31 protein-coding genes and 3 pseudogenes are annotated in these 26,911 nt (G+C 57.7%); 23 read left to right on the top strand and 11 right to left on the bottom strand.

What is annotated here, in order from left to right; genetic code table 11:
* Positions 1-6 precede the first annotated feature (6 nt).
* Positions 7-282 (top strand): hypothetical protein, encoded by a 276-nt coding sequence (locus tag JG747_RS31890; protein WP_244748302.1) that lies wholly within the window; start codon positions 7-9, stop codon positions 280-282.
* A gap of 172 nt (positions 283-454) precedes the next feature.
* Positions 455-979: a hypothetical protein gene (locus tag JG747_RS31885; protein ID WP_202360847.1), complete on the top strand. Its 525-nt coding sequence runs from the start codon at positions 455-457 to the stop codon at positions 977-979.
* A 37-nt stretch (positions 980-1,016) separates the two neighbouring features.
* Here the strand turns inward: JG747_RS31885 and JG747_RS31880 are convergent, their stop codons facing one another.
* Complete coding sequence (locus tag JG747_RS31880) at positions 1,017-1,199, bottom strand: hypothetical protein (protein ID WP_202360846.1); 183 nt, start codon at positions 1,197-1,199, stop codon at positions 1,017-1,019.
* Entirely contained in the window at positions 1,196-1,738 is a 543-nt protein-coding gene (locus JG747_RS31875; protein ID WP_202360845.1) for a hypothetical protein, read from the bottom strand. The genes JG747_RS31880 and JG747_RS31875 overlap by 4 nt, the downstream gene beginning before the upstream one ends.
* A 252-nt stretch (positions 1,739-1,990) precedes the next feature.
* Between JG747_RS31875 and JG747_RS31870 the strand changes: the two are divergent.
* The 13 genes and pseudogenes from JG747_RS31870 to JG747_RS31815 all read left to right on the top strand — a co-directional run.
* Positions 1,991-2,104, top strand: a pseudogene (locus JG747_RS31870) (tyrosine-type recombinase/integrase); the annotation flags it as partial.
* A 504-nt stretch (positions 2,105-2,608) separates the two neighbouring features.
* Positions 2,609-3,673 (top strand): hypothetical protein, encoded by a 1,065-nt coding sequence (locus JG747_RS31865; protein ID WP_202360844.1) that lies wholly within the window; start codon positions 2,609-2,611, stop codon positions 3,671-3,673.
* 14 nt (positions 3,674-3,687) lie between these two features.
* Positions 3,688-4,092, top strand: a complete 405-nt coding sequence (locus tag JG747_RS31860) for a hypothetical protein (protein ID WP_202360843.1) — start codon at positions 3,688-3,690, stop codon at positions 4,090-4,092.
* Positions 4,092-4,727 carry a hypothetical protein gene (locus JG747_RS31855; protein WP_202360842.1) on the top strand — a complete coding sequence of 212 codons (636 nt, stop codon included), beginning with the start codon at positions 4,092-4,094 and terminating at the stop codon, positions 4,725-4,727. The genes JG747_RS31860 and JG747_RS31855 overlap by 1 nt, the downstream gene beginning before the upstream one ends.
* Positions 4,728-4,951: 224 nt before the next feature.
* Complete coding sequence (locus tag JG747_RS31850) at positions 4,952-6,175, top strand: tyrosine-type recombinase/integrase (protein ID WP_202360841.1); 1,224 nt, start codon at positions 4,952-4,954, stop codon at positions 6,173-6,175.
* A gap of 405 nt (positions 6,176-6,580) precedes the next feature.
* Entirely contained in the window at positions 6,581-6,790 is a 210-nt protein-coding gene (locus JG747_RS31845) for a helix-turn-helix domain-containing protein (protein ID WP_202362396.1), read from the top strand.
* Between the two features lie 78 nt (positions 6,791-6,868).
* The gene (locus JG747_RS31840; RefSeq protein WP_202360840.1) at positions 6,869-7,531 is read left to right on the top strand and encodes a winged helix domain-containing protein; all 663 of its coding nucleotides are present in this window, start codon (positions 6,869-6,871) and stop codon (positions 7,529-7,531) included.
* On the top strand, positions 7,492-8,475 hold the full coding sequence (locus JG747_RS31835; RefSeq protein ID WP_202360839.1) for a hypothetical protein: 984 nt from the start codon (positions 7,492-7,494) through the stop codon (positions 8,473-8,475). Before JG747_RS31840 ends, JG747_RS31835 begins: the two co-directional genes overlap by 40 nt.
* Entirely contained in the window at positions 8,475-8,744 is a 270-nt protein-coding gene (locus JG747_RS31830) for a DUF6074 family protein (protein ID WP_202360838.1), read from the top strand. Before JG747_RS31835 ends, JG747_RS31830 begins: the two co-directional genes overlap by 1 nt.
* Entirely contained in the window at positions 8,741-9,367 is a 627-nt protein-coding gene (locus JG747_RS31825; protein ID WP_202360837.1) for a hypothetical protein, read from the top strand. The genes JG747_RS31830 and JG747_RS31825 overlap by 4 nt, the downstream gene beginning before the upstream one ends.
* Positions 9,276-9,521 carry an HGGxSTG domain-containing protein gene (locus tag JG747_RS37610; protein WP_342216763.1) on the top strand — a complete coding sequence of 82 codons (246 nt, stop codon included), beginning with the start codon at positions 9,276-9,278 and terminating at the stop codon, positions 9,519-9,521. The genes JG747_RS31825 and JG747_RS37610 overlap by 92 nt, the downstream gene beginning before the upstream one ends.
* Before the next feature lie 299 nt (positions 9,522-9,820).
* Entirely contained in the window at positions 9,821-10,012 is a 192-nt protein-coding gene (locus JG747_RS31820) for a hypothetical protein (RefSeq protein WP_202360836.1), read from the top strand.
* Between the two features lie 354 nt (positions 10,013-10,366).
* Positions 10,367-10,609: a hypothetical protein gene (locus tag JG747_RS31815; protein WP_446720606.1), complete on the top strand. Its 243-nt coding sequence runs from the start codon at positions 10,367-10,369 to the stop codon at positions 10,607-10,609.
* A 1,145-nt stretch (positions 10,610-11,754) separates the two neighbouring features.
* Here the strand turns inward: JG747_RS31815 and JG747_RS31810 are convergent.
* Positions 11,755-12,150 (bottom strand): ATP-dependent DNA ligase, encoded by a 396-nt coding sequence (locus JG747_RS31810; RefSeq protein WP_210384460.1) that lies wholly within the window; start codon positions 12,148-12,150, stop codon positions 11,755-11,757.
* A gap of 99 nt (positions 12,151-12,249) precedes the next feature.
* Between JG747_RS31810 and istA the strand changes: the two are divergent.
* Both istA and istB read left to right on the top strand, forming a co-directional pair.
* A pseudogene (gene istA, locus JG747_RS31805) lies at positions 12,250-13,816 on the top strand (IS21 family transposase).
* The gene (gene istB, locus JG747_RS31800) at positions 13,749-14,477 is read left to right on the top strand and encodes an IS21-like element helper ATPase IstB (protein WP_199201302.1); all 729 of its coding nucleotides are present in this window, start codon (positions 13,749-13,751) and stop codon (positions 14,475-14,477) included. Before istA ends, istB begins: the two are co-directional and overlap by 68 nt.
* An 8-nt stretch (positions 14,478-14,485) precedes the next feature.
* Here istB and JG747_RS31795 read toward each other — a convergent pair whose 3' ends face one another.
* From JG747_RS31795 to JG747_RS31775, 6 genes are all read right to left on the bottom strand, one after another.
* Positions 14,486-15,229, bottom strand: a complete 744-nt coding sequence (locus JG747_RS31795; protein ID WP_244748301.1) for an ATP-dependent DNA ligase — start codon at positions 15,227-15,229, stop codon at positions 14,486-14,488.
* 112 nt (positions 15,230-15,341) lie between these two features.
* Positions 15,342-18,584: an Eco57I restriction-modification methylase domain-containing protein gene (locus JG747_RS31790; RefSeq protein WP_202360835.1), complete on the bottom strand. Its 3,243-nt coding sequence runs from the start codon at positions 18,582-18,584 to the stop codon at positions 15,342-15,344.
* Positions 18,585-18,852: 268 nt separating this feature from the next.
* A complete protein-coding gene (locus JG747_RS31785; protein WP_202360834.1) occupies positions 18,853-19,164 on the bottom strand; it encodes a hypothetical protein in 312 nt (103 codons plus the stop codon).
* Between the two features lie 30 nt (positions 19,165-19,194).
* Entirely contained in the window at positions 19,195-19,422 is a 228-nt protein-coding gene (locus JG747_RS31780) for a hypothetical protein (RefSeq protein WP_202360833.1), read from the bottom strand.
* Positions 19,416-19,550, bottom strand: coding sequence for a hypothetical protein (locus JG747_RS37605; RefSeq protein WP_274609678.1), 135 nt, complete (start codon positions 19,548-19,550; stop codon positions 19,416-19,418). The genes JG747_RS31780 and JG747_RS37605 overlap by 7 nt, the downstream gene beginning before the upstream one ends.
* 176 nt (positions 19,551-19,726) lie before the next feature.
* Positions 19,727-20,008, bottom strand: a complete 282-nt coding sequence (locus tag JG747_RS31775) for a hypothetical protein (RefSeq protein WP_202360832.1) — start codon at positions 20,006-20,008, stop codon at positions 19,727-19,729.
* 58 nt (positions 20,009-20,066) lie between these two features.
* Between JG747_RS31775 and JG747_RS37895 the strand changes: the two genes are divergently transcribed.
* From JG747_RS37895 to JG747_RS31755, 6 genes and pseudogenes are all read left to right on the top strand, one after another.
* Positions 20,067-20,270, top strand: a complete 204-nt coding sequence (locus JG747_RS37895; protein ID WP_446720622.1) for a hypothetical protein — start codon at positions 20,067-20,069, stop codon at positions 20,268-20,270.
* A gap of 493 nt (positions 20,271-20,763) precedes the next feature.
* The gene (locus JG747_RS31770; RefSeq protein WP_244748300.1) at positions 20,764-21,351 is read left to right on the top strand and encodes a class I SAM-dependent DNA methyltransferase; all 588 of its coding nucleotides are present in this window, start codon (positions 20,764-20,766) and stop codon (positions 21,349-21,351) included.
* A gap of 1,344 nt (positions 21,352-22,695) precedes the next feature.
* Positions 22,696-23,118 carry a cysteine hydrolase gene (locus JG747_RS31765; protein ID WP_244748450.1) on the top strand — a complete coding sequence of 141 codons (423 nt, stop codon included), beginning with the start codon at positions 22,696-22,698 and terminating at the stop codon, positions 23,116-23,118.
* A 157-nt stretch (positions 23,119-23,275) separates the two neighbouring features.
* A pseudogene (locus JG747_RS37215) lies at positions 23,276-23,546 on the top strand (2Fe-2S iron-sulfur cluster-binding protein); the annotation flags it as partial.
* 216 nt (positions 23,547-23,762) lie between these two features.
* Complete coding sequence (locus tag JG747_RS31760) at positions 23,763-24,305, top strand: pentapeptide repeat-containing protein (RefSeq protein ID WP_202360830.1); 543 nt, start codon at positions 23,763-23,765, stop codon at positions 24,303-24,305.
* A 92-nt stretch (positions 24,306-24,397) separates the two neighbouring features.
* Positions 24,398-24,778 (top strand): hypothetical protein, encoded by a 381-nt coding sequence (locus tag JG747_RS31755; RefSeq protein WP_202360829.1) that lies wholly within the window; start codon positions 24,398-24,400, stop codon positions 24,776-24,778.
* 120 nt (positions 24,779-24,898) lie between these two features.
* Here the strand turns inward: JG747_RS31755 and JG747_RS31750 are convergent, their stop codons facing one another.
* Together JG747_RS31750 and JG747_RS31745 are read right to left on the bottom strand one after the other, a co-directional pair.
* Positions 24,899-26,419 (bottom strand): winged helix-turn-helix domain-containing protein, encoded by a 1,521-nt coding sequence (locus JG747_RS31750; protein ID WP_202360828.1) that lies wholly within the window; start codon positions 26,417-26,419, stop codon positions 24,899-24,901.
* Between the two features lie 50 nt (positions 26,420-26,469).
* A complete protein-coding gene (locus JG747_RS31745; RefSeq protein ID WP_202360827.1) occupies positions 26,470-26,715 on the bottom strand; it encodes a hypothetical protein in 246 nt (81 codons plus the stop codon).
* Positions 26,716-26,911: the final 196 nt, after the last annotated feature.

The following is a 26,911-nucleotide window of genomic DNA, read 5'->3' as shown; positions in this document are numbered from 1 at the left end:
GCGGCCTTGCTCTATACGGACCCGATGGGAAAAGGCTGGACCTTCCAATCGCTGATCGATGAGAAGATGAAGGTGACAGCGCACTGCCATCACGCGCCGTGCAATCACCATCAGGTGCTAGATATCGCCAAGCTTCGCGACCGGTTCGGGCCGGATGAGCCAGCCATGGCAGATGATCTCATTCCAAAGCTCAAATACGCCAAGTGTGGCAGCAAGCGGGTCGGCTTGATCTATACGCCCGACACCAGCCCGACCGGCTACGGCAAGGCCAAAGGTGGATGACGCCCTACAGCGCGCGGGAGCCAAGCTGTCTGATAATCACTCCAATGCGCGAGTGTGATTGAGCCGAAACCGAATGCGCAGACGTGGCAACTCGTCGAGGAATATGCTGGTTGGCTTCCCTGGCGGGTGCTATCCGTAGAAGCTGGGGGACATTGGGGGGGCGCGGGACTCGTTGGAAAAAAAGCTGGCATGGACGATATCGATCGTCGCGCTCTTGAACTCGATTGTTTCAGTTTTCGTTGTTGTGGTGCCAATAGCAGTCAACCTATTCACGCCTAAGAATTCGGATCTCATCTACTCCATCCATGCGAACGCAGACCGATCGATCGGTATTCTGGTTTCAAACAGCGGCATCAGAGCAGGAACTATTTCCGGCGCCTCGTTGTCTGGTCAAATCGGTGATGAGGAAATCAACAGCCTAGAACTTGAGATCGCGGAGTTAGGCGGCAGGGCGGCAATCGTATCCCCGAGCGAAACAAGGCTGCTCGCGCTCACCGTTTCGAAGCAGGTGCCGGGAGTGCGCGTGTTCGATATACTGCCCTGCGGAAGGGCGGTAACGGTATCCATTGATGTGAGATCAATAGATTTCCAGGGGCAAAGACATGAGGACAATCTGCCCATACACTGTGCCGAGCAGCGTGACTTCCTTATGTCCTTGGCTGAAGAAGATGCGCTGAAAAAAAGCCCGCCACCGTGAGGCAGCGGGCTTCAAGCGGCAAGTTTCCCGGTTGATATCAGTTGGGGCCCGGCGTCGCTGCCATCTTCTCCGCGAGATCGCGTGCAATCCAGAGCATGGAGTCGACCGCTTGGTCGCGGTTGTGGTCGACCTTGCCGAAAACACGATCACAGATGACGTCGAGCAGATCACGCAGGTGCTTTGCGTCCGCCTGCAGATCATCGAGGGTCGGGGCGTTCATTTCGCACCTGCCGGCGCCAGCGCTTTAATCAACTGGGCCTGATCAAAATCATCCCATTCGATGAACGTTCTGCACGATGCCATGAACTCGCCCTTGCGCGCAGCTTCGGCCATGTTCGCCGGCCGATGATCGAACAGAGCTTGGCGCGTCTTGGTGACCAGCGCGTTGGCCCGCACCACAGCCGGCGACTTCGGGTTTTCGCCGGGAGTGGCATCATACGCCGCCAGAGCACCGACGTGCGCGGCGAACAAGGCGCCGAGCTCTCCGACAATGCGCAAGCCGCCTTCGGCGCGTTCGTTGTCCCGGGCCTCGTAAAAGGCTTTCTTCATTTTGTGCGACATAGTCACTGCCTGGCAGGCGATGAAGAAAAGCCGGGCAGCTTCCGTGCTGGTAACGATGATGTCGTCCTCGCCGGATTTGGAAAAATGCGTCTCGCACATGTCCATGAGGACATCCACCATGTTGTCAGCATCACAGATCAGGGGCTCAAGGTCAGTGAAACGGATAGCCTCTCCGGCCAGGTTGGTGGTGGCGTTCATGACTCCACCGCGCGACTATGCTGCACAATAAGAGCAAAGCCGAACGAATGATCGACGGTCACCCGCCAATCGCCCCCGTGCATATCTTCCATTGCTGCCAAAAGCTCTTTGGCAAGCCGTGTGACGCGCTCGCAGGGCGTTTCCGCTGGCTCGGTAGTGGGAACGCCTGAAACCGCTACGGCCGCCGCGGCTCCTATGGCTGGAACAGATGCCAACGCTCCAAGTAGGACGCGGCGAGAGAATCTCCCGGCGATCTTGGATTGGGCAACGGCTCGCGGTTTCAGGACCGGCGAAAACCCAGCGAGGTGGCGCGGACACCTTGATAAGCTGCTTCCGGCCCGAGGCAAGGTCACGAAGGTCCAGCACCAGACGATCGAAGCTATCGACAACGATATCCGCACAAAGCTCGAAATTGAGGACGGCCCGCGTTCGCATGAGATTCGTCGTCATCTTCTCGGCCTGAAGGAAAATGCGCGTCTTACGGTTGCGTTGAAGGCCATTGATGCTGGCGACAAGGAAACGATGGCAGCCGTTCTGATCGGACCGGCATTTCTAACGGGGTTTACGGACGAGCAGCGCGCGATGCTCCGCAATCGACAAGCCGAGAAACTGGCTGGCGACCTGATCGCCCGCAAAAGGATCATTGAAAAAGCCAAGGCGACCAATATGCGGACGCTTGATGAATTGCTTCCGGCCCTCGACGCGATCTTTCCGCGTCATCGCATTGAAGAGATCAAGAAACGGATGCAGGCGACGAAGACGGTTAAGGACAGCTTTTTCAAGCTGTGACTAAGCATGCTCGCCGGCGCGTATTCTCTTGTGCCAATTATTCCCTTCTGCGTAATGTCAATAAAAATGCGGGAGGGGATATTGCCGATTGGCGACATTGCGCAAAGCATGCGAACCAGAATGCCATGGCCCGTAGGACAAAAAGTCCTACGCGAGCTTGATTTCGCGAGAGGGCAGGGTTGGGACCAGACAGTTCTCAAGATTACGAATGCCCATGTTAGCGAGGAAAAACTCGCTGATTTAAACGAAGCTTTGCGCGAACACCTGTTGTTTGGTGAGAAGAGTACCCGATTTTATGAACTTGACGATGCCGAGATTGCGGCTTGTCAGACAGCTGCTATGTCAGCGGCGATCGAAAGCACGGCATTCAGCGAAGCCTATCCAAGTCTTGTTGACGAGAACCAGTTGGCGGGCCTGTCAAGCGTCCCCTTGTTGACAGCAATCGAGGAAGACGAGGAGGGGACAGCGTTTGTATTTTGTTCGGTCCGCACGATTGTCGTACGTGAGCCGCTTGGGCCAGAGGATTTCCCTGGCCAATCAGCGGACGCGATTTTTGAGTCATTTGACGAAATTATCGGCCTAAAAAATAGGCGATTGCAGGCGGTCGATGTAGTGTGGGTTCCGAATGCTGCAGGCCGCGCGGACGTCAGAGTGGACTTTCCGGCGGGCATGGCACACGAGGCCGTAGAAGCTGCGCATTTGATCTTGCGGAACGCCTTTAATACGCTTGTTGGCGCGGCGATCCTGGGTGATCCGGTCAATGTTTTCCGCCTGATTGATCGCATGTATTTCGACCCAAACGAGGGTTCAGTTGTCGAGATCGGATTCGGAACGACAACCGCCTCGGTCAAGCACGAAAAGATGCGACGTAAGGGCCTAAATCTGCGCACCGAATCCTACCACGTTGGCGGAAAGGCCGCACTCCGCACACCCATCGAGCCATTTCGTGTCAGCCTAGTGTGGAGAAGACACATTGGGCGAGACAGATTCTCATTTCCGGAATTAGGCCTCAATAGCAATTCGCGAGTTGCCGGATCAGCAGCGCCCGCTATGTTCTCGGTGATAATTCGGAAATGCATGGGTGCATCTGACTACGAATTTGTGCGGTCAAGAATCGAGCATCATTTGAATACACCTGCCGCGTAAGGTGCGGGAAATAAATGAGCGCCGACGACATCAGAAAAGAGTTGAAGGAACGATGGGCTGGAACGCGGGCGGTTGAGCTCTGTTTCCAGATCGTGGATTTCGTCGCAAAGTTGCCGGCCGATCATTCAAGAATGCTCACATTTAAAACGATAACCCACATTACCGGCAAAAAGTCAGTCGATGATGATCTCTTAGCTGCAATAAACATTCTCGCTAGTACGCGTATTGCAGCTTTAGACGCTCACGCGATGTTCGTGGACGATGATAACGAAGAGCATGAAATTGAACCTAGCGAATTGGCCTCCGCCCAAGCAACCGGAATTCTCGTTCACCCCGAGACGGGCGAAAAGGTCTCTGACTACGAGGGAAAAGTTTTCCCATTCTTCGTGCCAACCGAACGATTTGCAGCGGGCAAGTGATGGCGGTCGCTGACGATTCTTATAGCGTCAAACAATTGAAAGATATGGCTCCGAATACGCCATCATTGATTAATATCGAAAGATTCTTCGCTTCGGATTTTGGCGATCAGCAGAAGCTAATTGAGCGCGCCATCGACTATTGTGCCTTGAAGTTGGCCGAAAACCGACACTTGAAGCAGAATCGTAGCGAAGACGAGCTCACTATAGATGTAATTGAGATACTGCTTGGGATGGGTTACGACGCAACCCATGATACTCAAATCGGTGGGCATGTTGATATTCTTGTGCGCGGCAAGCGTGATTTCCTCTGGATTGGCGAATGTAAAATCCATGGCGCATATGATTGGCTATTGAAGGGATATCAGCAATTGGATACTCGCTATTCCACCGGCAATCCGGGCCAGGAGACCGGCGAGATTTTGATCTTCGTTTACAACGCCGGGCTGGATGAGGTTGTGGCGAAATGGATGGAGCATTTGAAAAACAATCGGACCGACGTCACGGTTGAAGTGTCGCCATCGGACAACCTAGTCAACTATTCCACACATCGGCATCCTGGAACGGGGCGGCCATTTCGCGTCCGGCATAAACCGATCAGCCTTTATTGGAAGCCCGACGACAAAGGCAAAGCTTGACCTACTGTGGGTAGATTTGTGGAGTGATCGCTAAAATAGCGGCATTACTCAACGATTTCAATGCGATCTGGCGGAGGGAGTGTCTTCCAAACCTTTGTCCTCCAACGTTTGCTGATGTAGCATAAACCCGTTGATTTCCTTGGGATTACACCATTCTTTGTTTGCCGTTATCCCTGCCCATCCGCTAACATCACGCAACGAAGTTAGGAACGGAGTTGCAGGAAATGGTTCGCTCACTCAACTTGCTGGCAGAAACCGCCATTCGGGCGAAGGGCATGAAGCCTGGGCGGTATAGCGACGGCGGCGGGCTGTACCTGATGGTGAAGAAGGGCGGCACTAAGTCCTGGACGTTCGTTCACTTCAAGGGCTCTGGAAAGGGCCGTGAGTGGAAGGAAGCGGGCCTCGGCTCCTATCCGTCCGTCTCGCTGAAGGATGCGCGCATTGCCGCCACGGATTGCCGGGACCGTCAGCGCCGTGGCCTCGAACCCATCGACACGGAAGCCAAGGTCGAGGCGCCGACATTTGCGAAATGCTCGGAAGACTTCATCGCTGAAGTTGGCAAGAGCTGGTCCAATCCCAAGCATAAGGCGCAATGGGAGATGACCCTCGGTGATGCCTACTGCAAAACCATACAGGCAAAGCCGGTGTCGGAAGTCTCTACCACCGATGTGCTGGCCATCCTGAAACCCGTCTGGCAAGCAAAGCCGGAAACAGCGCAACGCCTGCGCGGGCGGATCGAAAGGGTTCTGGACTTCGCGAAGGCGTCGGGGCATCGATCGGGCGAAAACCCCGCTCAGTGGCGCGGCCATCTGCAACACCTCCTGGCGAAGGGCCAGAAGCTTTTGCGTGGCCATCATAGCGCCATGCCCTATGGTGACGTGCCGGCGTTCGTGAAGCGGCTCCGCGCCTCGGACGCGATGTCAGCAAAGGCAATGGACTTTCTCATCCTGACTGCGGCTCGATCCGGCGAAGTCCTCGGCATGAAGTGGGGCGAAGTGGATCTTCAAGAAAAGCTCTGGACCGTGCCAGCCGCGAGGATGAAGGCGCGCAAGGTCCACCGGGTGCCGCTGACCGATGCAGCCATGGCCATCCTAAAGCCGCTCTCTGAGGCGAGCGTATCGGACTATGTCTTCCCAGGTGAAAGCAAGCGCGGCCTGTCTGTGCCGCTCTCTGTGATGGCTATGACTATGCAGATGCGCCGCATGGAAGTCGGGCAGTATACGCCGCACGGTTTCCGGTCGGCATTTCGGGATTGGGCTGGCGATCAAACCAGCTTCCCGCGCGAAGTGGTTGAAGCAGCTCTTGCTCACAAAGTTGGCGATGCGGTGGAGAATGCTTACCGCCGTTCCGATGCTTTAGAGAAGAGGCGCAAGCTCATGGCGGCGTGGGCAAACTATTTAAATGCTCCAGCGGCGAGGGGGAACCTGCGCCTAGTTGGGGGAAACTAGATTTAGCTTCCGCTGCCGTCCGTGGGACTCTTGACTGGCGATACAAGCCGACATTGCTTGTGGTGGAATGGACCTGTTGTTCGCGGCTTGATTCTGAGCCGGCCGCGATACTGCGTGAAGCACAAGCAGTTCCGCCATTTCCCAGCATAAGGCTGGAGGGGCATTTTGTCGATTTTGGCATCGAGTCATTTTGCCGTGCGCAATGCCAAGAACACAAAGTGAACATGGCTGGTGATAACCTGTGGAAGACTCGGCCAACAATTTCGCTATCGATTTGTTTTTTAACGGCAAAATTTATGCCTGTGGAAACTGGGTACGGCGGTTGTTCTTGTTCGACGCCGAGTCCTCTAAATGCTAGTATGTCCGCATTGATTTGTTGCAGTCTCGAAGGAAGAAAGGAACCAAATGACTAATAGCCCAAATGCTTTTACTGTTGCTGATTTTTGCGACACTTACGGCATCCGCCGCAATTCTGCTTATCTCGAAATGAAGGCCGGGCGATTGGAGTATCGCAAAGCGGGCAGGAAAACTTTGATCCGCAAGGTTGATGCCGATGCCTGGCTAGACAGCCTTCCAAAGGGCAACCCCGAGCCTGCACCGGCAGGGGAAGCTTGAGCGGTTTGCAGACCGCTCAAGCAATCTGCCCCTAAATTTCTCAACCCCTCCCCAGGGACTCGAAATAGGAAACAGACAATGCAGCATGTAGCAGACGCGAGGGCGCCCGTTAATTCACGAATTGACGAAGCGAACAAAAAATTTGCCATCACGTTCCGGAAGTCAGGCAAAGGCGCGCGGCGGGATGAAGTTCCTTCGTTTGCCGGCCGCGAAGCCTGGGAGCTTCGTGAGTTGATCCAGGCGGGTGAGGCGGGGTGTACCCCGATCGACAACCCGGCACCCAGATGGAGTCATTACGTTTGGCTTCATCGTGACACGTTCTCAATCGCTACGGTGATGGGTCATAGCGGCCCCTTAGCGGGACTACATGCCAAGTATGTCCCTTCGCGACGATGCCTCTATCATCGAAGATTCGGCGGCCTGATGGGTGCGGCTAAAGTTGCAACGAGTGGCGCCGTACAATCGTCACATCCGGCGCCGAAGCCGTCTCAAACACAAGGACCGGGGGCAGCAATTGTCATCGGTTTGCCGGAGCACCTATCAGAGACCAGAAACCATAACGAAAAACCTTCCGGTTTTTCTGATCTTGCGATCACAGAGGCGGCAAAATGGCTTGCTGCTGAATCTGCGGACGGCAGCAAGGCGGTGATATCTCAATTGCAGGGCCGGTTCGCGTTGCCGTTCAAAGATGCTGTCGAGGCATGCCTGCAAGCGGCGCTGATCAGGGCGAGGTCGCACTGATGGGTGTCGTGCATAAGCAAGATGCCTGGGTGTCGGCTTGGATTGCTAACATTTCCGATGAAGAGCGCGCGTCGTTTGCCAGCAACCCCACAAGCGCCCTTGCTGATTTATCGACATGCCAAAAACTAGCCCTCGGTCACGGCCGGGTGCGACGTCGCAAGAAAGGGCGGGCTTTTTCGCTGCCTCTCGCCCAACTCCGCGAAATCGAGAAAATCATTAGCTCGCGGTACGGCCAATTCGTTCCAGAAACGGATGATGCTGATGTGTTCATCAAGGCGGCGTTCTATGCGGTCAACGACCACTGTCACAAGGTCGAAGCCGATTTTGAGGAATCGGCCAGGGGCTGGTGCGCACGGTGGGCGCCGTGGGCATTGCCACAGGCTGGAAGCGTGATCCGCCCAATCCTGAATGAGATGGTCAGACGCAAGCACATGTTGGGCGCCCAGGCGGTTGCTCATTTGCTTCAGGTTGGTTTTCTCGAACGCGAACGCCTTCACCTTTTCACCATCGGGGCCTGCGATATCTCAGAGTGCGTCCGCAAAGCGATAGTTAAGGACCGGAAGCGGAAACGCGACAAGGCACGGCAAGCTGCTAATCGGGTCGCCAGCGGGCGGCAAAATCGCGCGTCCAGTCTGGCGCAAATTCAGCCATGGGTGGCGGAAGGGATCAGCCGCCGCACATGGTTCCGGCGTCGTGGCACTGCTTTGTCGCGAGTTGAGATATATACGGCCGGCGACATAACAGTGCCAACGTCGCAGAAGGCCGCGTCTCGGCGACCGTCTCCTTCGATGGCCGAACGTCTTGGCGGGGTATTTCCGGTCGTGGCGCCAACGTCTCGGGGGCGTCCTTCCCTCCAAAGCAGAATCGGCGCTGACAGCGTCAACGGCGGCGCCGAACAGCTCTACGTTGAAGAAAGACGCCAACTGATGGGAGGCGCGAGTTAATGGCTATAATCATTGCATTCCCACTGACGGCCCGGACCCAGCTTGTTCGGGAAACAATCCTCGCCCTTCAAAATCGACATGGCCCGGCTGCTGATCGCTTCTGGCGTTCGGTTCTCAACAGGCAGACCGGCATCCTACAGGTCAGCGGCGTCCTCAATGCCGAAGAGATTGATCTTCAACTGTCGGCGTTCGCTAGTACTGTCATCACCAGCATGCAGGACGAGTTTCTCGAACCTTCGGGAGATGAGGCAAGTGAGATGATCAAATGAGCAAACCAAACACCGCCGCCAAGGCCGCTACCATCGTTGCCGACGATCCCAACGATCGAAAGGGCCGGCTCAAAAACATTGGCGGATCTCTATCCGATCATTGGAACAGCACGCTTGCCAATCAGGCAGTGCAGGCGCTGTGGCTCAAGAACTCAAGCCCAGACGAACACAACAGGCAGTTGAGCGCCACGATCGGCGCTCTGATGGGCATCGGTCCGAAGGACGAACTAGAAGGCATGGTGGCGGCGCAATTGGTCGCTACCCACAACGCCGCGATGGAATGCTACCGGCGCGCCATGATCGGCGAACAGACGTTCGAAGGCCGGCGCGAAAACCTTGTCCAGGCCAACAAGCTGTCGCGCACCTATGCGACGCTGCTCGAAGCCCTCAACCGCCATCGCGGCAAGGGCCAGCAGAAAGTCACGGTCGAGCATGTCCACGTCCACGCTGGCGGGCAGGCCGTCGTTGGAACTGTCAATGCTGCCTCTCAGGCGGGGGGAGGGGCTACCAACCAAATTGAGGATCAACCCCATGCAAAGATTGCAAATGCACTCCAGCCTGCGGTGCGGGGCCAAGACGCGGTCGGCGAACCCGTGCAAATCCCCCGCAATGCCCAACGGTAGGTGCAGATTGCACGGCGGCAAGTCTCCCGGAGCGCCCAGAGGCAATAGCAACGCGTTCAAACATGGGCGGTACTCGGCGGAGGCAATCGCCGAACGTAGGCGGTTTCGCAATCTTCTCGCAGAGATCACAAAAGTAATCGAATTGGTGGGGTGACATGCCAAGATCTCGGGAGCGAGCCACGTTAGAGGCAGGCCTCAATCTCGATATAAACCGCCTGATCCGAAAAGACTTCATCACCCCAAGCCGTTTTAGGGCGATCGGAACTCGGGGACGCACAAGCCGGTATTACATATTGGTAAGAATCGTACATTCTATTGAAAGACGACAACGGGCGACTAACATTTTCTCCATCGTCCGCTTCCTTTAACGGCGGGCGAAGGCCCGGTTAGTCTCCCTGCCAACCTGAAGGCTAGCCGGGCCATCGGCGACGACTGCTTTCTAAGGAGCTTGCGATGGATGGCGTGACGCCCGACGGCAAGGTCAATCCTTGCGTTGAAGTGATGGAAGCCTGCGGAGAGTGGTTCGTCCGTGTGGTTGATGGCGAAGAAGAACTGACCCGATCATTTGAATTGGAGTCGTTCGCCCTAGCCTTCGCGGAGGGCCAACGAATACGTCTCGGGCTCGCTGATTTCGATCGGCTGTAGCCACCCATTGAGGGAATGCCGGTGCGGGTGGGGCTGCGGGGGTTTCGGGCACCCGCACCGTTTGCGGTGGGGGCTCGTGAGTCCTCCCCGCCTAATTGTTTTATCCCTCAACAAGCCAGATCGCAATTACGCCTGTTGACCTAAGCCGGGGAAGCCTCTCCCGCTTGCGGCCTACCCCCTCAAGGAAAATGGAAGCCCGCGCTCTCTCGGCCAGAGGCGCGGGCCGATCAAGGCTGTTCACCCGATCTACGGCAGGGGTAACGCGCCCGCCGCACCGATCAACTTTTAGAGATGGCTAATGTTCCCAGGGCGATGATGATCTAACATTGTCGGCCGCTGTGGGCTTTTAAAGATTTGCGTGAAATCAAAGCCGAAGGAGGCGACAGAGCGCAGCGTTTTGCAATGTGGCAGACCATACTCAATGCCCCCTTCTTTCACAGCCTGGAACTGGCCGTTCTGGACGACGACGGCATGCACGCCTTGGTATTCCCGTGCAGGCGCGCCGTCGACGGGTGGAAAGACGCAACAACTGGCTACTTAGTGGATGTGGAGCCTACCCACTGGCGACTTTGGGGTGAACAGGATGAGGACGCCTAGTGCGATCCTTGCGACGCACCGTTGCCACCATAGCCTGCCCATATGTCACGAGCCGGCTCATTCGCGGATCCGGCCACGGCTCCGCTTCGTTAATGCACACCACCGCTCCGCTTCATCTGTGACGCCCGCTTGAAACAGGTAGATGAGATCTTGAGCGAGTACTTTTCTCTGTTCTCTGTCTTTTTGGGCTAGCCGAAGTTCGGCGCACAAACGGTCAAACACCCGCTGGAGCAAGTCCAGATGCTCGGGCTCGAACACTCCGCCACAGCCAGCGAGAGGCATGACAAGTCGCCTCCGTAACCCACGCAACTAATCTACTCTCGGCACAGGCTCGGAAAAAGTCGAATCGAAAAATTTGTATGGAACCGCGGCACTCTCTGACGGGGAGAGCGCGGGCCGATCGGAGACCGATCTTCGACAAGGGGCGCGGGCACCCGCCCTTCCGCGTGCGTCAATCTTTAGGGATGACTAACGTTCCGCGGGGATCCAAAGCCGTTTTGGCCTCAGTCGACTTCAATAACTTTCCGCGGGGGCTTTTTGGAGGGCGGCCGGCGCCTTTTTACAGGACCTGACCTCTCCGTGGGCTTGGCCGAAAGACGTAGCGCCCGCAATCGAGCCGTCTTTGCATTTCGCGCTTTCGTCTCCGCTTCGACTAACCGCTTCGCTTCTTGCGCGGCGCGCTCGATGCGCTCAATGACGATCCGTCGTTGGGTCAAGATAGCCCTCCCTTGGCTAACCGACCTATGAAATTATCGCTTGCTAAAATTGTTCCTTCGTTGGGTTCCAGCGGACAGTTTGTGACCGCCCCGGCGATATTGTAGCCCCACGAAATCGTTTGGCCCTCGGCGCTTCATTTGGCACCAGCTTTAAGGGTTTTGAAACCTGACAAGTAGGATGCTTTTTGTTCGTATCGCCGTCCAATTCGGAGCTACCGCCATGACGCAGCCGATGGAAGAGTACATACGATTTCAAACTGCGAATGAGGCCTTGCGGCAGGCGCGAGCGCTAGGGGCTACCGGTGACCTAGCCGCCGCCTTCGAAATGCTTTGCACCGCATTAGAGCGCACGATCAAGGACGCTGACGAGGACATTGAGGACCTCGTCCAAGTTTATTATGACCTGGACAGCAGGGTAGGCTAGACCACTTACGCAGGATCGGTGTCGAATTCTGCGCCGTCGACATCGCGGACGGTGTCGCCCACCGCCGCTTCGTTGTCATCTGTCTCCTGGACATCTTGCACGGACGCATGGCGCAGTTTGTTTTCGCCTCGGAGGTAGCGGACACGCGCCCTGAAACCAGGCTTGAGCCATTCCACTTTCGGGCCTGTGACCGCTTCCGGGATACCCTCGGGCCGTCTACCCTTGCGGACCCGTGCCATTAGACGCTCTCGCATTTGTTTGGTCAGAGCGATAGTGGCAGGGCCGGCGTATTTCCCGTCCCGCGCCATGAGCCCAACCGTCTGCTTGCCAGGCTCCCGCTTTAGGCCAAGCAACTCGAAATCGGCGACATCCCAGCATTTCACCTGTGAATCGGCGTGCAAAATTGACCCCATAAGCCGGGGAATCGGCGTCCAATTTTGACCCCCCTGATGCTTTGATTTGCGACCATCAGCTCGTCGTGGCGAGCGGATGGTGTGGGGATGAAGTCGGTGGATACGATTGCCCGGGTTCGGCGCGCCTTCCATGTGCAGGGATGGTCTCTCAAGCGGATTTGTCGCGAGCTGCATGTGTCGCGGAACACCGTCCGCAAGATTCTTAGATCCAATGAGACATCGTTCTCCTACGAACGCGAGCGGCAGCCCAAGCCGAAGATCGGTCCGTGGCAGGATCAGCTTGACGGGTTCTTGAATGGCAACCGTGGCAAGGCGGCGCGCGAGCAACTGACACTGATCCGGATTTACGAAGAGCTTTGCAGTCTCGGCTACGAGGGTGGCTATGACGCCGTCCGCCGCTACGCGAAGAGCTGGGCGAAGGCGCAGGGGTCGGCGACGGCGGACGCCTATGTGCCGCTGTTCTTCGCGCCGGGCGAGGCCTACCAGTTCGACTGGAGCCACGAGATCGTCCTGATCAACGGCGTGACGGTGACCGTGAAGGTCGCCCATGTCCGGCTCTGCCACAGCCGCATGATGTTCGTCAGAGCCTATCCGCGGGAGACGCAGGAGATGGTGTTCGACGCCCACGACAGGGCCTTTGCCTTCTTCGGCGGCGCCTGCACGCGCGGCATCTACGACAACATGAAGACGGCGGTGGAAACGATCTTTGTTGGCAAGGACCGCCAATACAATCGCCGCCTCCTGCAGATGTGCAGCCATTATCTGGTGCAGCCGGTCGCCTGCACGCCGGCGTCAGGCTGGGAGAAGGGTCAGGTCGAGAACCAGGTCGGGCTGGTGCGCGAGCGCTTCTTCACGCCCAGGCTGCGCTTCAAGACCTATGAGGAGCTGAACGCCTGGCTGCAGGACAAGTGCGTCGCCTACGCCAAGGCGCATCGTCACGTCGAGCAACCGGAACGAACGATCTGGAACGTGTTCGAGGAAGAGCGCGGCAAACTGGTCGAGTATCGCGGCCCCTTCGACGGATTCCACACGGTGCCGGCTTCGGTGTCGAAGACCTGCACGGTTCGCTTCGACACCAACAAATACTCGGTCCTGTCGACGGCCGTCGGCCGCCCGGTCGAGATCCATGCCTATGCCGACAGGATCGTCATCCGCCAGGACGGCGTGGTCGTCGCCGAACATGCCCGCTCCTTCGGGCGGAACGAGACGGTCTACGATCCCTGGCATTACGTCCCTGTACTTGCCCGCAAGCCCGGCGCGCTGCGCAATGGCGCGCCATTCCGGGACTGGGCTCTGCCACCAGCGATGGAGCGTATCCGACGCCGATTAAAAGCGGCGCATGACGGCGATCGGCAGATGGTGTCAATCCTGGCCACGGTGTTGACCGACGGCATTGATGCCGTGGAGGCTGCCTGCCAGGACGCGCTCGATCAGAATGTCTGCTCATCCGCCGTCATCATCAACATCCTGGCGCGGCAGCGCGATCCGGCGCCGGCAGTCACCATTCTCACCCCGGACGCTCTTCGCCTGCAGCACGAACCGCAAGCCGACTGCGCCCGCTACGACAGCCTCAGGAGGGCAAGCTGATGGAACGCACCCAGGTTCTGGAACTGATGGGCACGCTGAAGCTCTACGGGATGCGGGGCGCCTATGACGAGGTCATGGCGACAGGCATCAAGCGTCAGCATGAGCCGCCGAGGATCATCGGCGATCTGCTGTCGGCCGAGATCGCCGAGAAGCAGGCCCGCTCCATCAAATACCAGCTCACCGTCGCCAAGCTGCCGATCGCCAAGGACATCGATGAGTTCGACTTCGACGGCACGCCGGTCAATGAGGTGCTGGTCCGGGACCTTGCTAACGGCACCTTCGTCGCCGACCAGCGCAACGCCGTGCTCATCGGCGGCACCGGAACCGGCAAGTCGCATCTGGCAATCGCCATTGCCCGCTCCCTGATCCGCAACGGCTCACGTGGCCGCTTCTTCAACGTCGTCGATCTCGTCAACCGGCTCGAGACCGAGCACCGCGGCGGCAAGCAGGGCCGTATCGCCGACTACCTCACCCGGCTCGACTTCGTCGTGCTCGATGAACTCGGCTATCTGCCCTTTGCCCAGGCCGGCGGACAATTGCTCTTCCACTTGATCAGCAGGCTCTATGAACGGACCTCGATCATCGTCACCACCAACCTGGCGTTCGGAGAATGGCCCGCCGTCTTCGGCGACGCCAAGATGACGACAGCGCTGCTCGACCGTCTCACCCATCATTGCGAGATCATCGAGACCGGAAACGAATCCTGGCGCTTCAAGAACCGCGCCTGATCACCCCATCAAGCTGCCAGCGCCATCCGCGTTCGCCCGGGCTGCGCAACCCTGACCAGCTCCGCCCGGGCGAATGCTGACCGCCGCGCACTGCATAGGGGGTCAAAATTGGACGCCGATCGAGGGTCAGTTTTGGAAGCCGTTTGACATTTCACCTTCACCCAAGAATCGGACTTGCCGGCGCGGTAAGGGCTATTCCTGCGCTTCGAAACGATCCCCTCGAGTCCCATCTTGTCGACGGCCGCGAAGAACTCGGCGCCGTTGCCCTCGACGTGCTGGCTATACTGGATGATGCCGTCGGCTGGCTTCACCAGGTTCCAGAGCTTCGCCTTGCGCTCGATCGCCGGCAGCGCGCGAACGTCCTGCCCGTCGAGGTACATGATGTCGAAGGCGACGAAGGCGAGCAGCTCGGCGTTCCACGCCATGCGGGAATGCATCTGGTGGAAGTTCGGCCCGCCGTCAGGATCCGGAGCGATGTTCTCGCCATCGATGATGAAGGACTTTGCCGGAAGCTTCTCGGCCGCGTCGACGACAGGCCAATAACGCTTTGACCAATCGATGCCGGTCCTGGTGAAGGCGCGCACGCCTTCCCAATCTCGGATCGGCTGGGTGCGGAAGCGGTCATACTTGATCTCGTGGAGCCAATCGTCGCTGACGGGCGGCTCGAGCACTAGAATGGGTTCCTTCGTGAATTTCAACCGGTCAGGGTCGGGAACGCTACGCATGCACCGACACTCCACCCGCGATTCCATAAGATTGAGCTAAAATAGTTCCAGAAATTTTACCGCGGCGGCGTGTTATATCGGTTTCCGGCCAGCAGATTGACATTCGCCGGGGCGCCTCTCACGATCATACAAAACGGCTTCAGACCTGTCCGTCCAGCGATCTTTCAAGCATCGTGATTTCTTCCGGCGTCAGTTCGTATGCCTCGTAAACCAGCCGATCGATCTCGCGTTCCGCCGCCGCGATTTCCGCCGTCCGCCGTTTTATCTCAACGCTGGTCTCTGCGTGCAGTGCTTCCCACTGGATGCGCTCCTTCACCGGAATCTCGGCCTTCAGCGCCCGCTTCACCTCGGCGCGGAACTCGGTGAAGGAAAGCTCGTGGAAGTTTTCGAGTTTGCGAGAGAGCTGGGTTCCGGGCGCGGCGAGATCGGCGAGCAGACGATGATGAAAAGCCACGTTCTCATTGCTGCGGGCGCGGGAAAGTTCAGTTGCTTTTTCCCCGAGTATAGCAACCTGAATGCGACTGGAAGAATCCAAATCGGGAATTGGAATGCGGGAAATGAGCTGCTCACGCAGTTCTATGCGCCAAAAGCCGCCTCGGAGAGCAGTTCCTTCGCCAAATATCCAGAACCATAACAAGGTGCTGTTCAAGAGTCCGATCAAGATATAATCCGAATTAATCATAAAACATTTGTCGTTTATGAAGTACCCGCTAGGGTCAAAAGCAAATTTCCTACCTTGAGATATAATTGGATAGACAATTTTTTCTTCTTGAAATTTCGCTTGATAAGCCAGTTGCGCTTGCTGCAACTCCCACCATCCCTGTTGGGTCGCTCGCTTCTCTAGTTTGTCCTTGAACGGAAGCAGCCAGTCGCGGATTGCGGGATACTGCTCGATGTCCACCTTGCCTCTAGGCGTGTTGATCAGCCACAACCCTTCCGGCGCGACGCGCCAGCGTTTGATGTTCTCGCCTTTCAGAAAGGGCTTCAGCAATTCCGCCGACTTTGGGTCCGCCGCCACCAGCCGGTCGCGCGTGGGGCTGTCAATGACGAAAGCCTCGTTCAGCCCGGTCTTGATGCCGTAGAGCGGCGCGCCATAGACCTCGCCAAGCGTCTTCCTGCCCCTCACGATCTTGTCGCGCAGCCGCGCCAATGCATCTCCCTCGAACTGCCACGAGCCGCCGGTCAACCGCGCGCGCGGCATGGCCGCCGCTTTCTCTGTAAATTCCCTTCCGAGGTCTGACGGCAACCCTTTGCCGATATTGAGGAAAGAAAGCTCGCCCGCCGGCGGGCCGATCTCCTGTTTTTTCCTTGCCGTCAGGATCGCGGGATAGGTTGTCACGGCCTCGAAAATCTGCGTGTCGCCGAAGTCGATCACCGCCTCGATGTCGGTATACTCGGAAAGTAGAAGCCGCAGTTTCTCACCATAGCCGGCGCGGAAGAAGCTGGAAGTTGAGATGTAGCCCAGCCGGCCACCGGGCTTCAGCAACGACACTCCCTTCTCAAAAAAATATGCTGAAAGGTCGGTACGCTCGTCGGCGACGGTGAAGTTTTTCGCCAGCCAGGGTTTTATCGCCTTCAAAAGCTCCATCCGCACATACGGCGGGTTGCCGATAACGATGTCGAAGCCGCCCTTATCGAACACCTCCTGGAATGCCGCCCGCCAGTCCAACGGCCGCACGCTCGCCGTCTTGTCGTCGATCAGACTGTCACCGTCGCGGATCGTCTGATCGAGTTTGGCCAACCTATGTTGGCGACGCGCCGTCTTCAACCACAGCGCCAGTCTGGCGATTTCCGCCGATTCGACGTTGAGATCGACGCCGTGAAGATTTTTCGACAGGATCTCGTCATAGACGTCGAACTCGGTCTCTACGCCGAGATCGTCGAGCCGCTGAGTGACGCGCCTATATTCAGCGGCTAGCGCATCGAAGGCGGCGACGAGGAACGCGCCAGAGCCGCAGGCCGGATCAACGATGGTCAGGCAGCGCAATTCGGCCAGATAGGCGCTCCAGACACCACGCTCCTGCTCCTCCGTCCATCGAAACTCGCCCTTGGCGTCGGGGCCGTCCAGGCCCGCAAGCGACTTAAGCAGAAGCCGGAAGCGTTCCGAGAGCGTCTTGCCAATGGTGTGCTCGACGAGAAACCGCGTGATATGGTCGGGCGTGTAGACAACGCCCTCGCGCTTCCTCTTGGAAATGGGCGGCGCCTCGCCCTCGCGCAGCTTTTCGAGGTCGCCGATCGACTGCTCGAAAATGTGGCCGAGTACGGTGACCGAGACTTCCTGTCCGTAGTCCCACTCCAGCAGCTTTGCCATCTCCCCAGCAAGGTGGTCCGGCAGCTCCACTGTGTCGGCAACCGGGTCGTGGGCAAACAGGCCACCATTGTAGGGCCAGATATCAAGGTCCGGGTTAGAACTAGCATTGCCACCATCGACCCATCGGAAAAGGCGGCTGACGTTCCGCCAGACTGGCTTTGGTTCGAAATCGTCTTTCTGGGTTATCGCGCGTTGAAAGATCGTTTTCGGCAACATCCCATTGCCGGAAGCGAAGGCGATGAAGATTACGCGGTCGAGAAGTTTCTGCGCGGTCTCGATCGCTTGAAATTGCGCAAGCTTCGGGCCGCCCGCCGAGTCCCGCAAGAACCCAATCAACGTATCGCGCAGTTTTCGGTAGTCTTCGTAGAGCTCGTCGGTGACCCCTTTCAGCGCTGCATCCGATTCGGTTAGCAGGTCTTCGGTGCCGCCGTCGAGGAAACGCCGCGCTTCTAGCAACAGAAGCATTCGTTTGAGTTGTGCGGAATCGTCGAGGCGCGACAGGTCAAAACGTTCAAAGGTGTCGCGTCCACGCCCGAAGCGATAGAGGCGGATTTCGAGACAGTTCGAGACGAGCACCCATTTCGCGCCTGGCACGTCCGCAGCATAGTCCCAAGCCTGCTGAACCGGACTGATACCGCGGCCTGGCATGATCTTGTCGAGGTCTGGTGTGGTAGGGCCCTTCATCTCGAACGGCGCGGCTACTTGATTGCCCTCGCCCGACGGAAAGAACCGCCCCAAGGCAGCGTCAACCTGTTTGCCGCGTAGCGGGTGTTCGAATACGAGACTGTATTCGGCTTCGCCAGAAAATCCTTGATATCCCAGTACACCTTTCAGGATTTCATCATAGAAGGCGTTTCTGACTGCCGTTTCCTTCTGCTTTCGGAACGTTTCGCTCTTGATGTTACGTGCATATTTTGCAGCCGCCGCGACCTGCTCCTCAGTCGGAGCGAGTACCTTTTTCCCCATCGCCTGATCGATAGCCTTAGGGGCGAACAGTGGCACATGAGCCACGCGGGTCGGCGTTCGCTTGCCGCTCTTGCCCGATGAAAGAAGGTCGATTCCGGACGCCATAAAAAGGTTCATAGCGTCTAGTAACAAATCCAAGCTTGGTTGTCGGCTCCGTGGGGCTTGTTTCTTACAGGTTTTTTGAGTTTGCCGATCAGTGGCAGCTGAAACGCAAGAAAGTCCCCACCGGCCGAGCCGATGGGGAGACGCGTGACGATTGTAGGGAATTACAGGGGAAGCGCCTGCGCGATCTGCAGGTAGAGCAACACTCCGAGAGCCCCGGCCAACAGCAACACCAGGCCGGTCAGAACTTCGGATGCCGTGCGCGGCACCCTCACGGCTTCGCTCCTTTCACCTGGTCGATGATCTGCGTTATCGCCAACAACAACCCGGCAACCGTCAAAATGATCCACATCGATGTGGAACCGAGCCACCGAAGGCGCGTCCAGAGCTTCACCACAGCGAAGCCGGCAGCGAAGTGATCCTCATCCAGACCGAGGAATTCATCGAGCCGGTCGCGCTGCTCGGGGTTGAGCCGGCCTGCCCAGATCAGGGCTTCGCGCTGCTTGCTATCGAGGCGATCGAGCCAGAGGATCGTTTCCGGATCGAGATCCCGCAGCCGACTAGGCACTTCCTTCATTTGCATTCGCCCCGATGCCCTTCAAATGCATGCTGTCTACGCGGCCGCGGCGGGTGCCGGAGCCGGTTCTGCCGGAGGCGGGACGACTACCAACGTCGAGGCAGCGGCCACTGCGGAGGCAGGTTCGACCGACAGACGGGCGATGATCTTCTCCTCGATCGACGACACACCGCCCATCCATGTCACCAGCCGCCCGGGCGCATGGTCGATGACATATTGCAGCGATTTGGCAGTGACCTCGTTGGCGACATCGACTTTCAGCACCTTGCCCTGTTCCGCGCCAGCGACGGCGTTGTGCCGTAGCTGATGGCTTTGGTGAGGAGCTGATCGACCTGCATGGTCTGCAGGACCTGGACGCGCGGCGAGGTGCTGCGGTCACTGAAGCGGCTCATTGCCGCCGACAACATGACCCAGAAAGAGAATGCGAGAACGGAGGCTCAACTTGCCATTGCAAGGACCATGATACGCGCTGGCAAGCCTTTCTAGCTGAGGGATCGCAGGCCCGGCACGAGCCGCAGTTACACGAAGGCGGACCTTAAGGGCCCGCCTTCGACAGTACGGCCTAGATTCACCCGCCCATCATCTTTGCCATGGCGCAGAAATCTGCGTGCGACTTGTTGAGCGTGGCATCGCCGCAATCTTTCAACACCGCTTTCTGTTCATCGGGTTTCATAGCCGTCCATGCGGCCTTGAAATCGGCTGCCGACTTCAAAGTTTTCATGCCGGCATCGGTGAAGAACGGCGACATCTTTGCCGGATCGTCGAGTGCAGATGTGTTGCCAGCGGCAAGAGCCGACCCGGTCATCATCGCAAGCGCCATCGCGCCCATTGTGAGCATCTTGATGTTCATTGTTTCCTCCGTCGTAGGGTCATTTAGGCATGACCTTCGGAAAAAACGTGGATTACCAATCTCGGTTCCCAGCGCTCCACTAGCGCAATCCCGGCATCATGAACTTGCAGATCGCGCCGATTTCTTCGTCGATCTCTTGGCCGAGAATTCTGCGGTCACTAAAGCGGTTTCGCGGACAATTATGATCCAGAAAGAGAACGCCAGAACGGAAACACAGCTTGCCATCGCTCGGGCCATGATACGCGCGGGTAAGCAGTTTTAGGTCGATGGGATCTCGGGACCGCAACCCGGCACTACAGATCGGTAAAATCGTACATTCTATTGAAAGGCGACAACGGGCGAGTAGGATTTGCTCGTCGCCACCTTCCTCAAACGGGTGGCCCGGCTAGTTCCCTTCGCTGCCTCAAGCCAAGGTCTGACGTTCCAAGCAACAAAATCCGAAAGGGCGGACTGAATTGACCGCGCCTCTCGGTAGAATCGAAACTCTGCCCCGTTCTATAACTTTTTGTAAAGGTTGCGTCATGTGAACGCATGAGGATCAATCAGGACGTGTGAATTTTATTATCAAGCTCCAGAATGGAGTCTGTCGTAATGGTTGGTTATAGTGATGATGTGTTGGCCGGGCGGTCATTCGAGGAGAGCGCTTATAGCGATTACCGATCGAGCCATCAGACCCCAGGCTACGGTACCGATTACACCACAACCTTCCGTTCCGGCTACTATGCCGCCTGTGGTCACGTATCGAACGCCCCCTGGTGGAAGGCATTCTCAGCCCTCTTGGCGGGCCGGTTCGCAGTTGCCTCGACTTCGCCTGCGGCACAGGCCGCGTGACAACGGTTGCAGGCCCGTTGTTTGGTGAGGTCGTTGGCGTCGACGTCTCTCAATCCATGCTTGCTTGCGCGCGGGTCCCGAGCAACGTCAAACTGGTGAAAGCAGATCTGACGGTTGCCCCCCTTTCCAGAAGGTTCGACGTCGTTACGGCTTTTCGCTTCTTCTTGAACGCCGAAGGCACTCTTAGGCGGGACGCACTGTCGGCCATTCACGAGCATTTGAACGACGGTGGGCTGCTGGTTTCGAACATCCACATGAACACAACCTCACCAATGGGGCTGGTCTGCCGCGGTCTCAACCGATTTCAGGGGCGCGTCGTTCGCAGTACGTTGAGCATCCAGGCATATCGCCAGATGCTCGTTTCCAACGGGTTTGTGGTCGAACGCGTCATCGGCTATGGGTATTTGCCGCGACCCGGGTGGCTGCTGCCAAGGCTTTGCGAAACGTTGATCGAGCCTGTTGGGACGATATTCAGGCGAGTTGGTGTCCCAGCTCGATTCAGAAATTCCTAGTGGTAGCCAGAAAGCGGCGGTCGCAGGCGGCCGCACTGGCGTTGCCCCCTTCCAGTGAATGAACGGTTTTTTCCCTTTGACGGCTGAGCGTTCGGTCTTCAGGCCATCCGGCTTCGCAGGCTCCGGATAGGACGACTCGATCACAAAGCCCATGAGAGGAGCAGACCAAATGCGACAGGCAAGATCGCCGCCAAGGCGCCCTCGATCATGAGCAATTCGTTATGTTTGAACACGTTAAACCTCGCGATCCTGGATTTTGGGTACAATTTCCAACTCCCCGGACAGTTCCCTTCCCTCCAGCGTTTGGCTGAAAGTAGGACCTAAGTCCGCTCACCGTCGGCCCGAAGTCCCGCCGTGGAACATATTCTGACCTTCTTGCTTGAGTCGGGCCGGTGGGGCACCGGTTTGGGAGAACGACGAATGGCTTTAGCCGACGAACTGAGCGACGTGCTGATGGAATTCAACTGTCCGGCCTGTTCACATCCTACAGTGAGGTTTGGTTCATGGCTCCGCACAATCGGAAGCTTCAGATGTGTCGGGTGCAACGTGATGGTGCGCATAGGCTACGAACAGAAGCTGTCTATTTTTGCGAGCTACCTGAAAAGCCGGCAACTGCACCCTAACGACAGGGCGCCAGCACGCCGAGTCCATCGGCTAATTCCTGCGGCATGACAAAGCTTTCGGACCTCGGGCCGCCTATCCCGGGCAAGCGCCACGGCGCCGAGCCGGCACGAGAAGAGGACAACTCCTATCCCTGCCCGAACGGCGGCCAGAAGGTCGATCAACGTGGTTTGCGGCAGGTTCTCTATCACGAAGGACCGTGGCACGATCCGCTGGAGCCGGAACCCGAAGCAACGATCATAAAATTCTCAGCAAGGCGGCAAAGCAAATAGGAAAGACGGCGTCCGCAGCGACGCCCGTACGCGTCCTTCGTTCGGATGTTTCGCTGGTATTGGCAGGATGCAAAATCGCCCCAAGGGTTACCTTCCGCCGAAGAGAGAATAGGTTCTTGATGGCAAGGCAGTTACCGACATTGTGATCACCGAGGGTTGCGAAGAGCCACGCGATGCCGACCGGACCTAAGGGCCAGAAGTGCCGTGTAGGCGGTTATCCCTACAATCAGGCACGCCCCCATGCATGACGCCAAAATAAGGAACGAGGTTCGCGAACGAGTTGTACGCAACCGTGGCGGAATCGCGGTATTCGACAGCCTGAGTCCGCGTCACACGGCGCACATTGTCGTTGATCTGCAAAACGGCTTCATGGAACTCGGCCAGGTGGCGGAAGTGCATTTGGCTCGCGCACATTGTAGTCTATACGCAGCATACGGCCGATGCCGAGGCGGTGCAGGCTTGGCCTGTATTTTTTGAGCATTTCTGCGGATCCGAGCGTCGGGCGCGGCTTGTGGAGGCATTCACTGCCGGAAACGCCGGTCACGCCCTCTGGCCGGAATTGGAAGTGGCACAAGAGGATATGCTTGTTATCAAGCGTCGATTCGGCGCCTTCGTTCCAGGCTCATCGGATCTACATGAGCGCTTGCAGGAACGCGGGGTCGACACGCTGATCATCTCCGGAACGCTATCGCAGGTCTGCTGCGAGTCCACTGCAAGAGACGCGATGATGATGAATTACAAGGTTTTCTTCATCTCGGATGCCTGCGCAACATTGTCCAACGCTGAGCAGGAAGGGACTCTATCGGCGATGGCATATGTATTTTGCGATGTGCGCGATACCCAATCTTTGCTAAGCCTGATCGAGGCAGTTTGAGTCAGCTGTTGATTCAATGTCGACTTTCCCCGTTGGCTTGGCCTTGTTGCCAGCCTTCCTGACAGCCGCTTGAGCTCAGCGCGTCGCCGACCCAGTGAGCAAAACCTTAATGTCTCCAAAGTGAGCGCCCTTGACGGTAGCCCTACTCAATTCGCCAGGCACGGCGGGCAGTGTGCGGGACCTGTCGTTCGCCCGAAGTGGCTTAAGCGTCCATAGGGGGTTCGACGTATCACAGCTTCCTAGAACTTGCCGAAGCGTGCGATATTCCAACGCGATGCTCGTGCCGTACGGGTGTATGGAGCGCTTGCGAAACCGGTATTGTGGCTGGGACAGTTGCCTACCGCCCTGATCCAATCGAACCGCCTCCGGTTGGCAACGTGCTGATCTGCTGTTCTCACCCTCAGGCCGACTTGGTCCTCGATCTCTGATGCGATCGATCCAGTCCAATCGGCCACGTCCGAGGGGACCGGAATTGGTAGGTTGACCATCAAACGCGCGATCGTCCGTCCTTGTGGTCCGGAGCGCTGGGAAGCTCGCGCGTCGAAGGCATGGACAAAGCCCGGAATAGAGCAGAGGCTGTTATTGCCAGCGTTTATTTGTGTCCCACATTATCTAGCGTCTCTCCGCTCAAAAGGAGAAGGCCCGTGGACTTCAAAATTGTACAATTCGGCTGCATTTGGGTACTTTTCGCCAGTGCCCTGACCGACGCCAACGCCTTCGACCAGAGTTCAGTTGACCTGCTCACGACGAAAAAGACATGCCAAAACTGCGATTTGTCCGGCGCGATGTTGGCGGACGTTTATCTGCCTGGAGCGATCCTGACCGACGCAAACCTGAAGGGCGCCCATCTGAAAGGTGCCAACCTAGGCTTTGCCAATTTCAATGGTGCAGAATTGGCTGGGGCCGATCTATCCGGCGTCGTCTTGACGAACGCCAACTTCTCCAAGGCAGATCTGTCGAACGCGAACATGTCTTATGCATCCCTTCATGGCGCCGACTTGACGGGTGCGGTACTGATCGGCACCAATCTTCGGGACGCCCATCTGGAATATGTGAAATTTAAAGGCGCAGATTTGAACAAAACCGATCTCACCGGTGCGATGAATTTGGACGCAAAACAGTTGGCCGAAGCCAAGCTTTGCGACACGACAATGCCAGACGGTCACAAAGACAACAGCGGCTGCTGAGCCAAATTCCGCCGGAAAGAACTCTGTCGGGCAGGCCCGGATCGTAATGGATCGTTCGATAGAGGCTGTCCACCTCTTCGTCGATTGCGTGCATGGCAGGGGAAAGGCATTTTGAAGCCGAGACGCAGGCCGAAAAAGGTCTATCCGAACGCCGATCGCTAGAGGACGGCCGGCGCATCTACAGTGCTTACGCCGCCGCTACAGTGGCTCGATCGCGGAAAGTCTGGGTGCGCCGCATTTGGCTCATGGTTATCTTGCTGGCGTTCGCGAAGGGTCTTGCCACCTACCAGAAAGTGGTGGCGGCAAACTACATGGCCCACAGGGAAGTCTATGGAGCGCTGCGCCAAGTTCTACTCGGTGAGGCCTCAAATGGCTTCGTCGTTGCTGATCTCGCATGCGGTACAGCTCCCGGTTCGGCAGCCGCCCTGGCAGGCAGCAAAGTCGCACGCTATATCGGCATCGACATATCCTAACCGTCGCTCGACGCAGCCAAGGAAGCGCTTGCCCCACTCACCTGTCCGGTCGAACTGCGTTGCGGAGATCTCGTTGCGGCCATCGATTCCTGGAAGGGACCGCTTGACGTTGTAGAGCGCTTAAATGCCTGTGTCCCAGCCGGCAACCAACAGACCCTGACGCAGTTGCTCGCGGTCTTCCGCCCGCTCCATCCTGCATTCATCGACGATCTGCGCGATCGTGAGATCGGGTACCAGCGCGTGACCGTGCCTGACGCAAGCGAGCGCTTTGTCGCCGTCGCCCGTAGCGGCGTAGCACACCGCAAGTCGAGCCCATTGCCCGGCGCTCTTGCGCGGAAGGCATGCGAAAGACGCGGCAGCATCCCGGTGACGCCCGGCGATCAGCAAGGCTTCGCCGCGGTCGTGATAATACCAGGTCGGATGAATTGGGTTGAGCAGAACTGCCTTGTCGAGCAGGTCCAGTCCGGCCTTGGCATCACCGCGCAGTGCCCGAAGATAGCCGGTCTGGGCAAGCGCGTCGGCGTCGTAGGGATTGAGATCAAGCGCGCGTGTGAAATGCTCCTCGACCGAGTCGTATTCATCACGCCCGCGATAAAGCAGCGTAAGCGCCAACATGCGGTGGCAGCGCGCTTCGTCGGGGGTGAGGGCGATTGCATGCAACGCCCGGTCGCGCGCCTGGTCAAGCACTGCGCGTGGCGCATCGCCGTAGCCGCCGATGATCACATCAGCAAGTGCGAGATAGGCGTGGGCGAGCCCTGCAGTTGGATCGAGTTCGATTGTTTTGAGAAAATGGTCCCGTGCCGCTTCGTTGACACCCTCTCCATAGCTGCGGAGCAGTTCCTTCCCACGAAGGAAGTGGAGATAAGCATCGACGTTGGCGGTTAGCGGCGCGACCGATCCCCGACGCATCACAGCATTTTCTATGTTGGCGACCAGTGCGGTGGCGATCCTTTGCGCCACCAACGTCTGGAACGCAAAGATTTCACCCTTGGTGAAGCTGAAGCTCTGCCCCCAGGCGCGCCGGCCCGACGTGGTCTCGGACAACTCTATGCGGGCGGTATAGTCGGCGCCTCCGCCCTCGACGTAGCCCTCGGCGATATAATCGACCCCTAGACCCTGGGCGGTGGCGCGAAGCTCTGCGCCAGAATTTTGCGCCAATGCGAAGGCAGAATAGCGCGCCAACACCGCGACCGTCTTGAAACAGGAAAGGGCATTGGTGATCTCTTCGACTGCACCGTCGAACAGCGCCTTGCCAACGGTGTTGCTGGCATCGACGCGGAACGGCAGCACTGCCACCATCGGCTCCGCTCTCAAAGCCTCCGCGTATGGCGTCGGAACAGCCCCGGTCTCGGGCACCTGGAGCAGGTAGCCGCGGCGAGGCACCGTTCTGATCAGGACCTGCGCTTCATCGCCGATGGATTTTCGGGCGTCGCGCACCGACTGGGTGAGCGAATCCTCGGAGACGATGATCCCCCGCCACACGGCTTCCAGCAATTCTACCTTGCTAAGCACCCGACCGGGATTTCGTGCGAGGTAGGTCAGCAACTCCAAGGTCTTGGGTCGTATCGACACGATCTCGCCATTGCGCCGGAGAGTGCCCCGCTCAATGTCGAGAATCGCGCTGCCAATCTGTAGCGCCAAGTCCTTGCCCCATAGACGCGCTTGATCGCGCGGCCATCATCGGAGCGGCATCATGGTAGAAAATCAAGCTGGAAACAGTCTCCAGGCTGAAAAGAGGCTGCGAAAGTGCAGTTGCGGCCTTGACCGCTCAGGGCGGGAGCGCCTGGCTTGTCACTGGACGCTGTCGTCTCAAGGTAGGTCAACATCTCGTTGCTCTCGCCCAGACAGGAGCCCGCGAACCCCGTGGAAAGGAAGCGTAGCAGTTCCTCTCTTGCCAGTTCGGCGGATGGGGACGGCACTTCTGCCTTGGTATACATGACCAATCTCCGACGTTGTGCTTAGAGCACCCCTGGGTTGTTGGAATAAGGATGGTCCTATCGCGGCCTTCTTGTCCTGAACGGTTGCTGATTTTTTGCTGAAACTCCGACCGCTTTGATTGCAGTCAGTTGGAATGGCCCAGAGCTTCGGATCCTCCGCTCCAATTGCCGTAGATGGTCTTGCCTTCGGCAGACA

This window comes from Mesorhizobium sp. 131-3-5, from assembly GCF_016756575.1.
Taxonomy (GTDB): Bacteria; Pseudomonadota; Alphaproteobacteria; order Rhizobiales; family Rhizobiaceae; genus Mesorhizobium; species Mesorhizobium jarvisii.
This window is presented reverse-complemented; position numbering and strand designations above follow the sequence as displayed.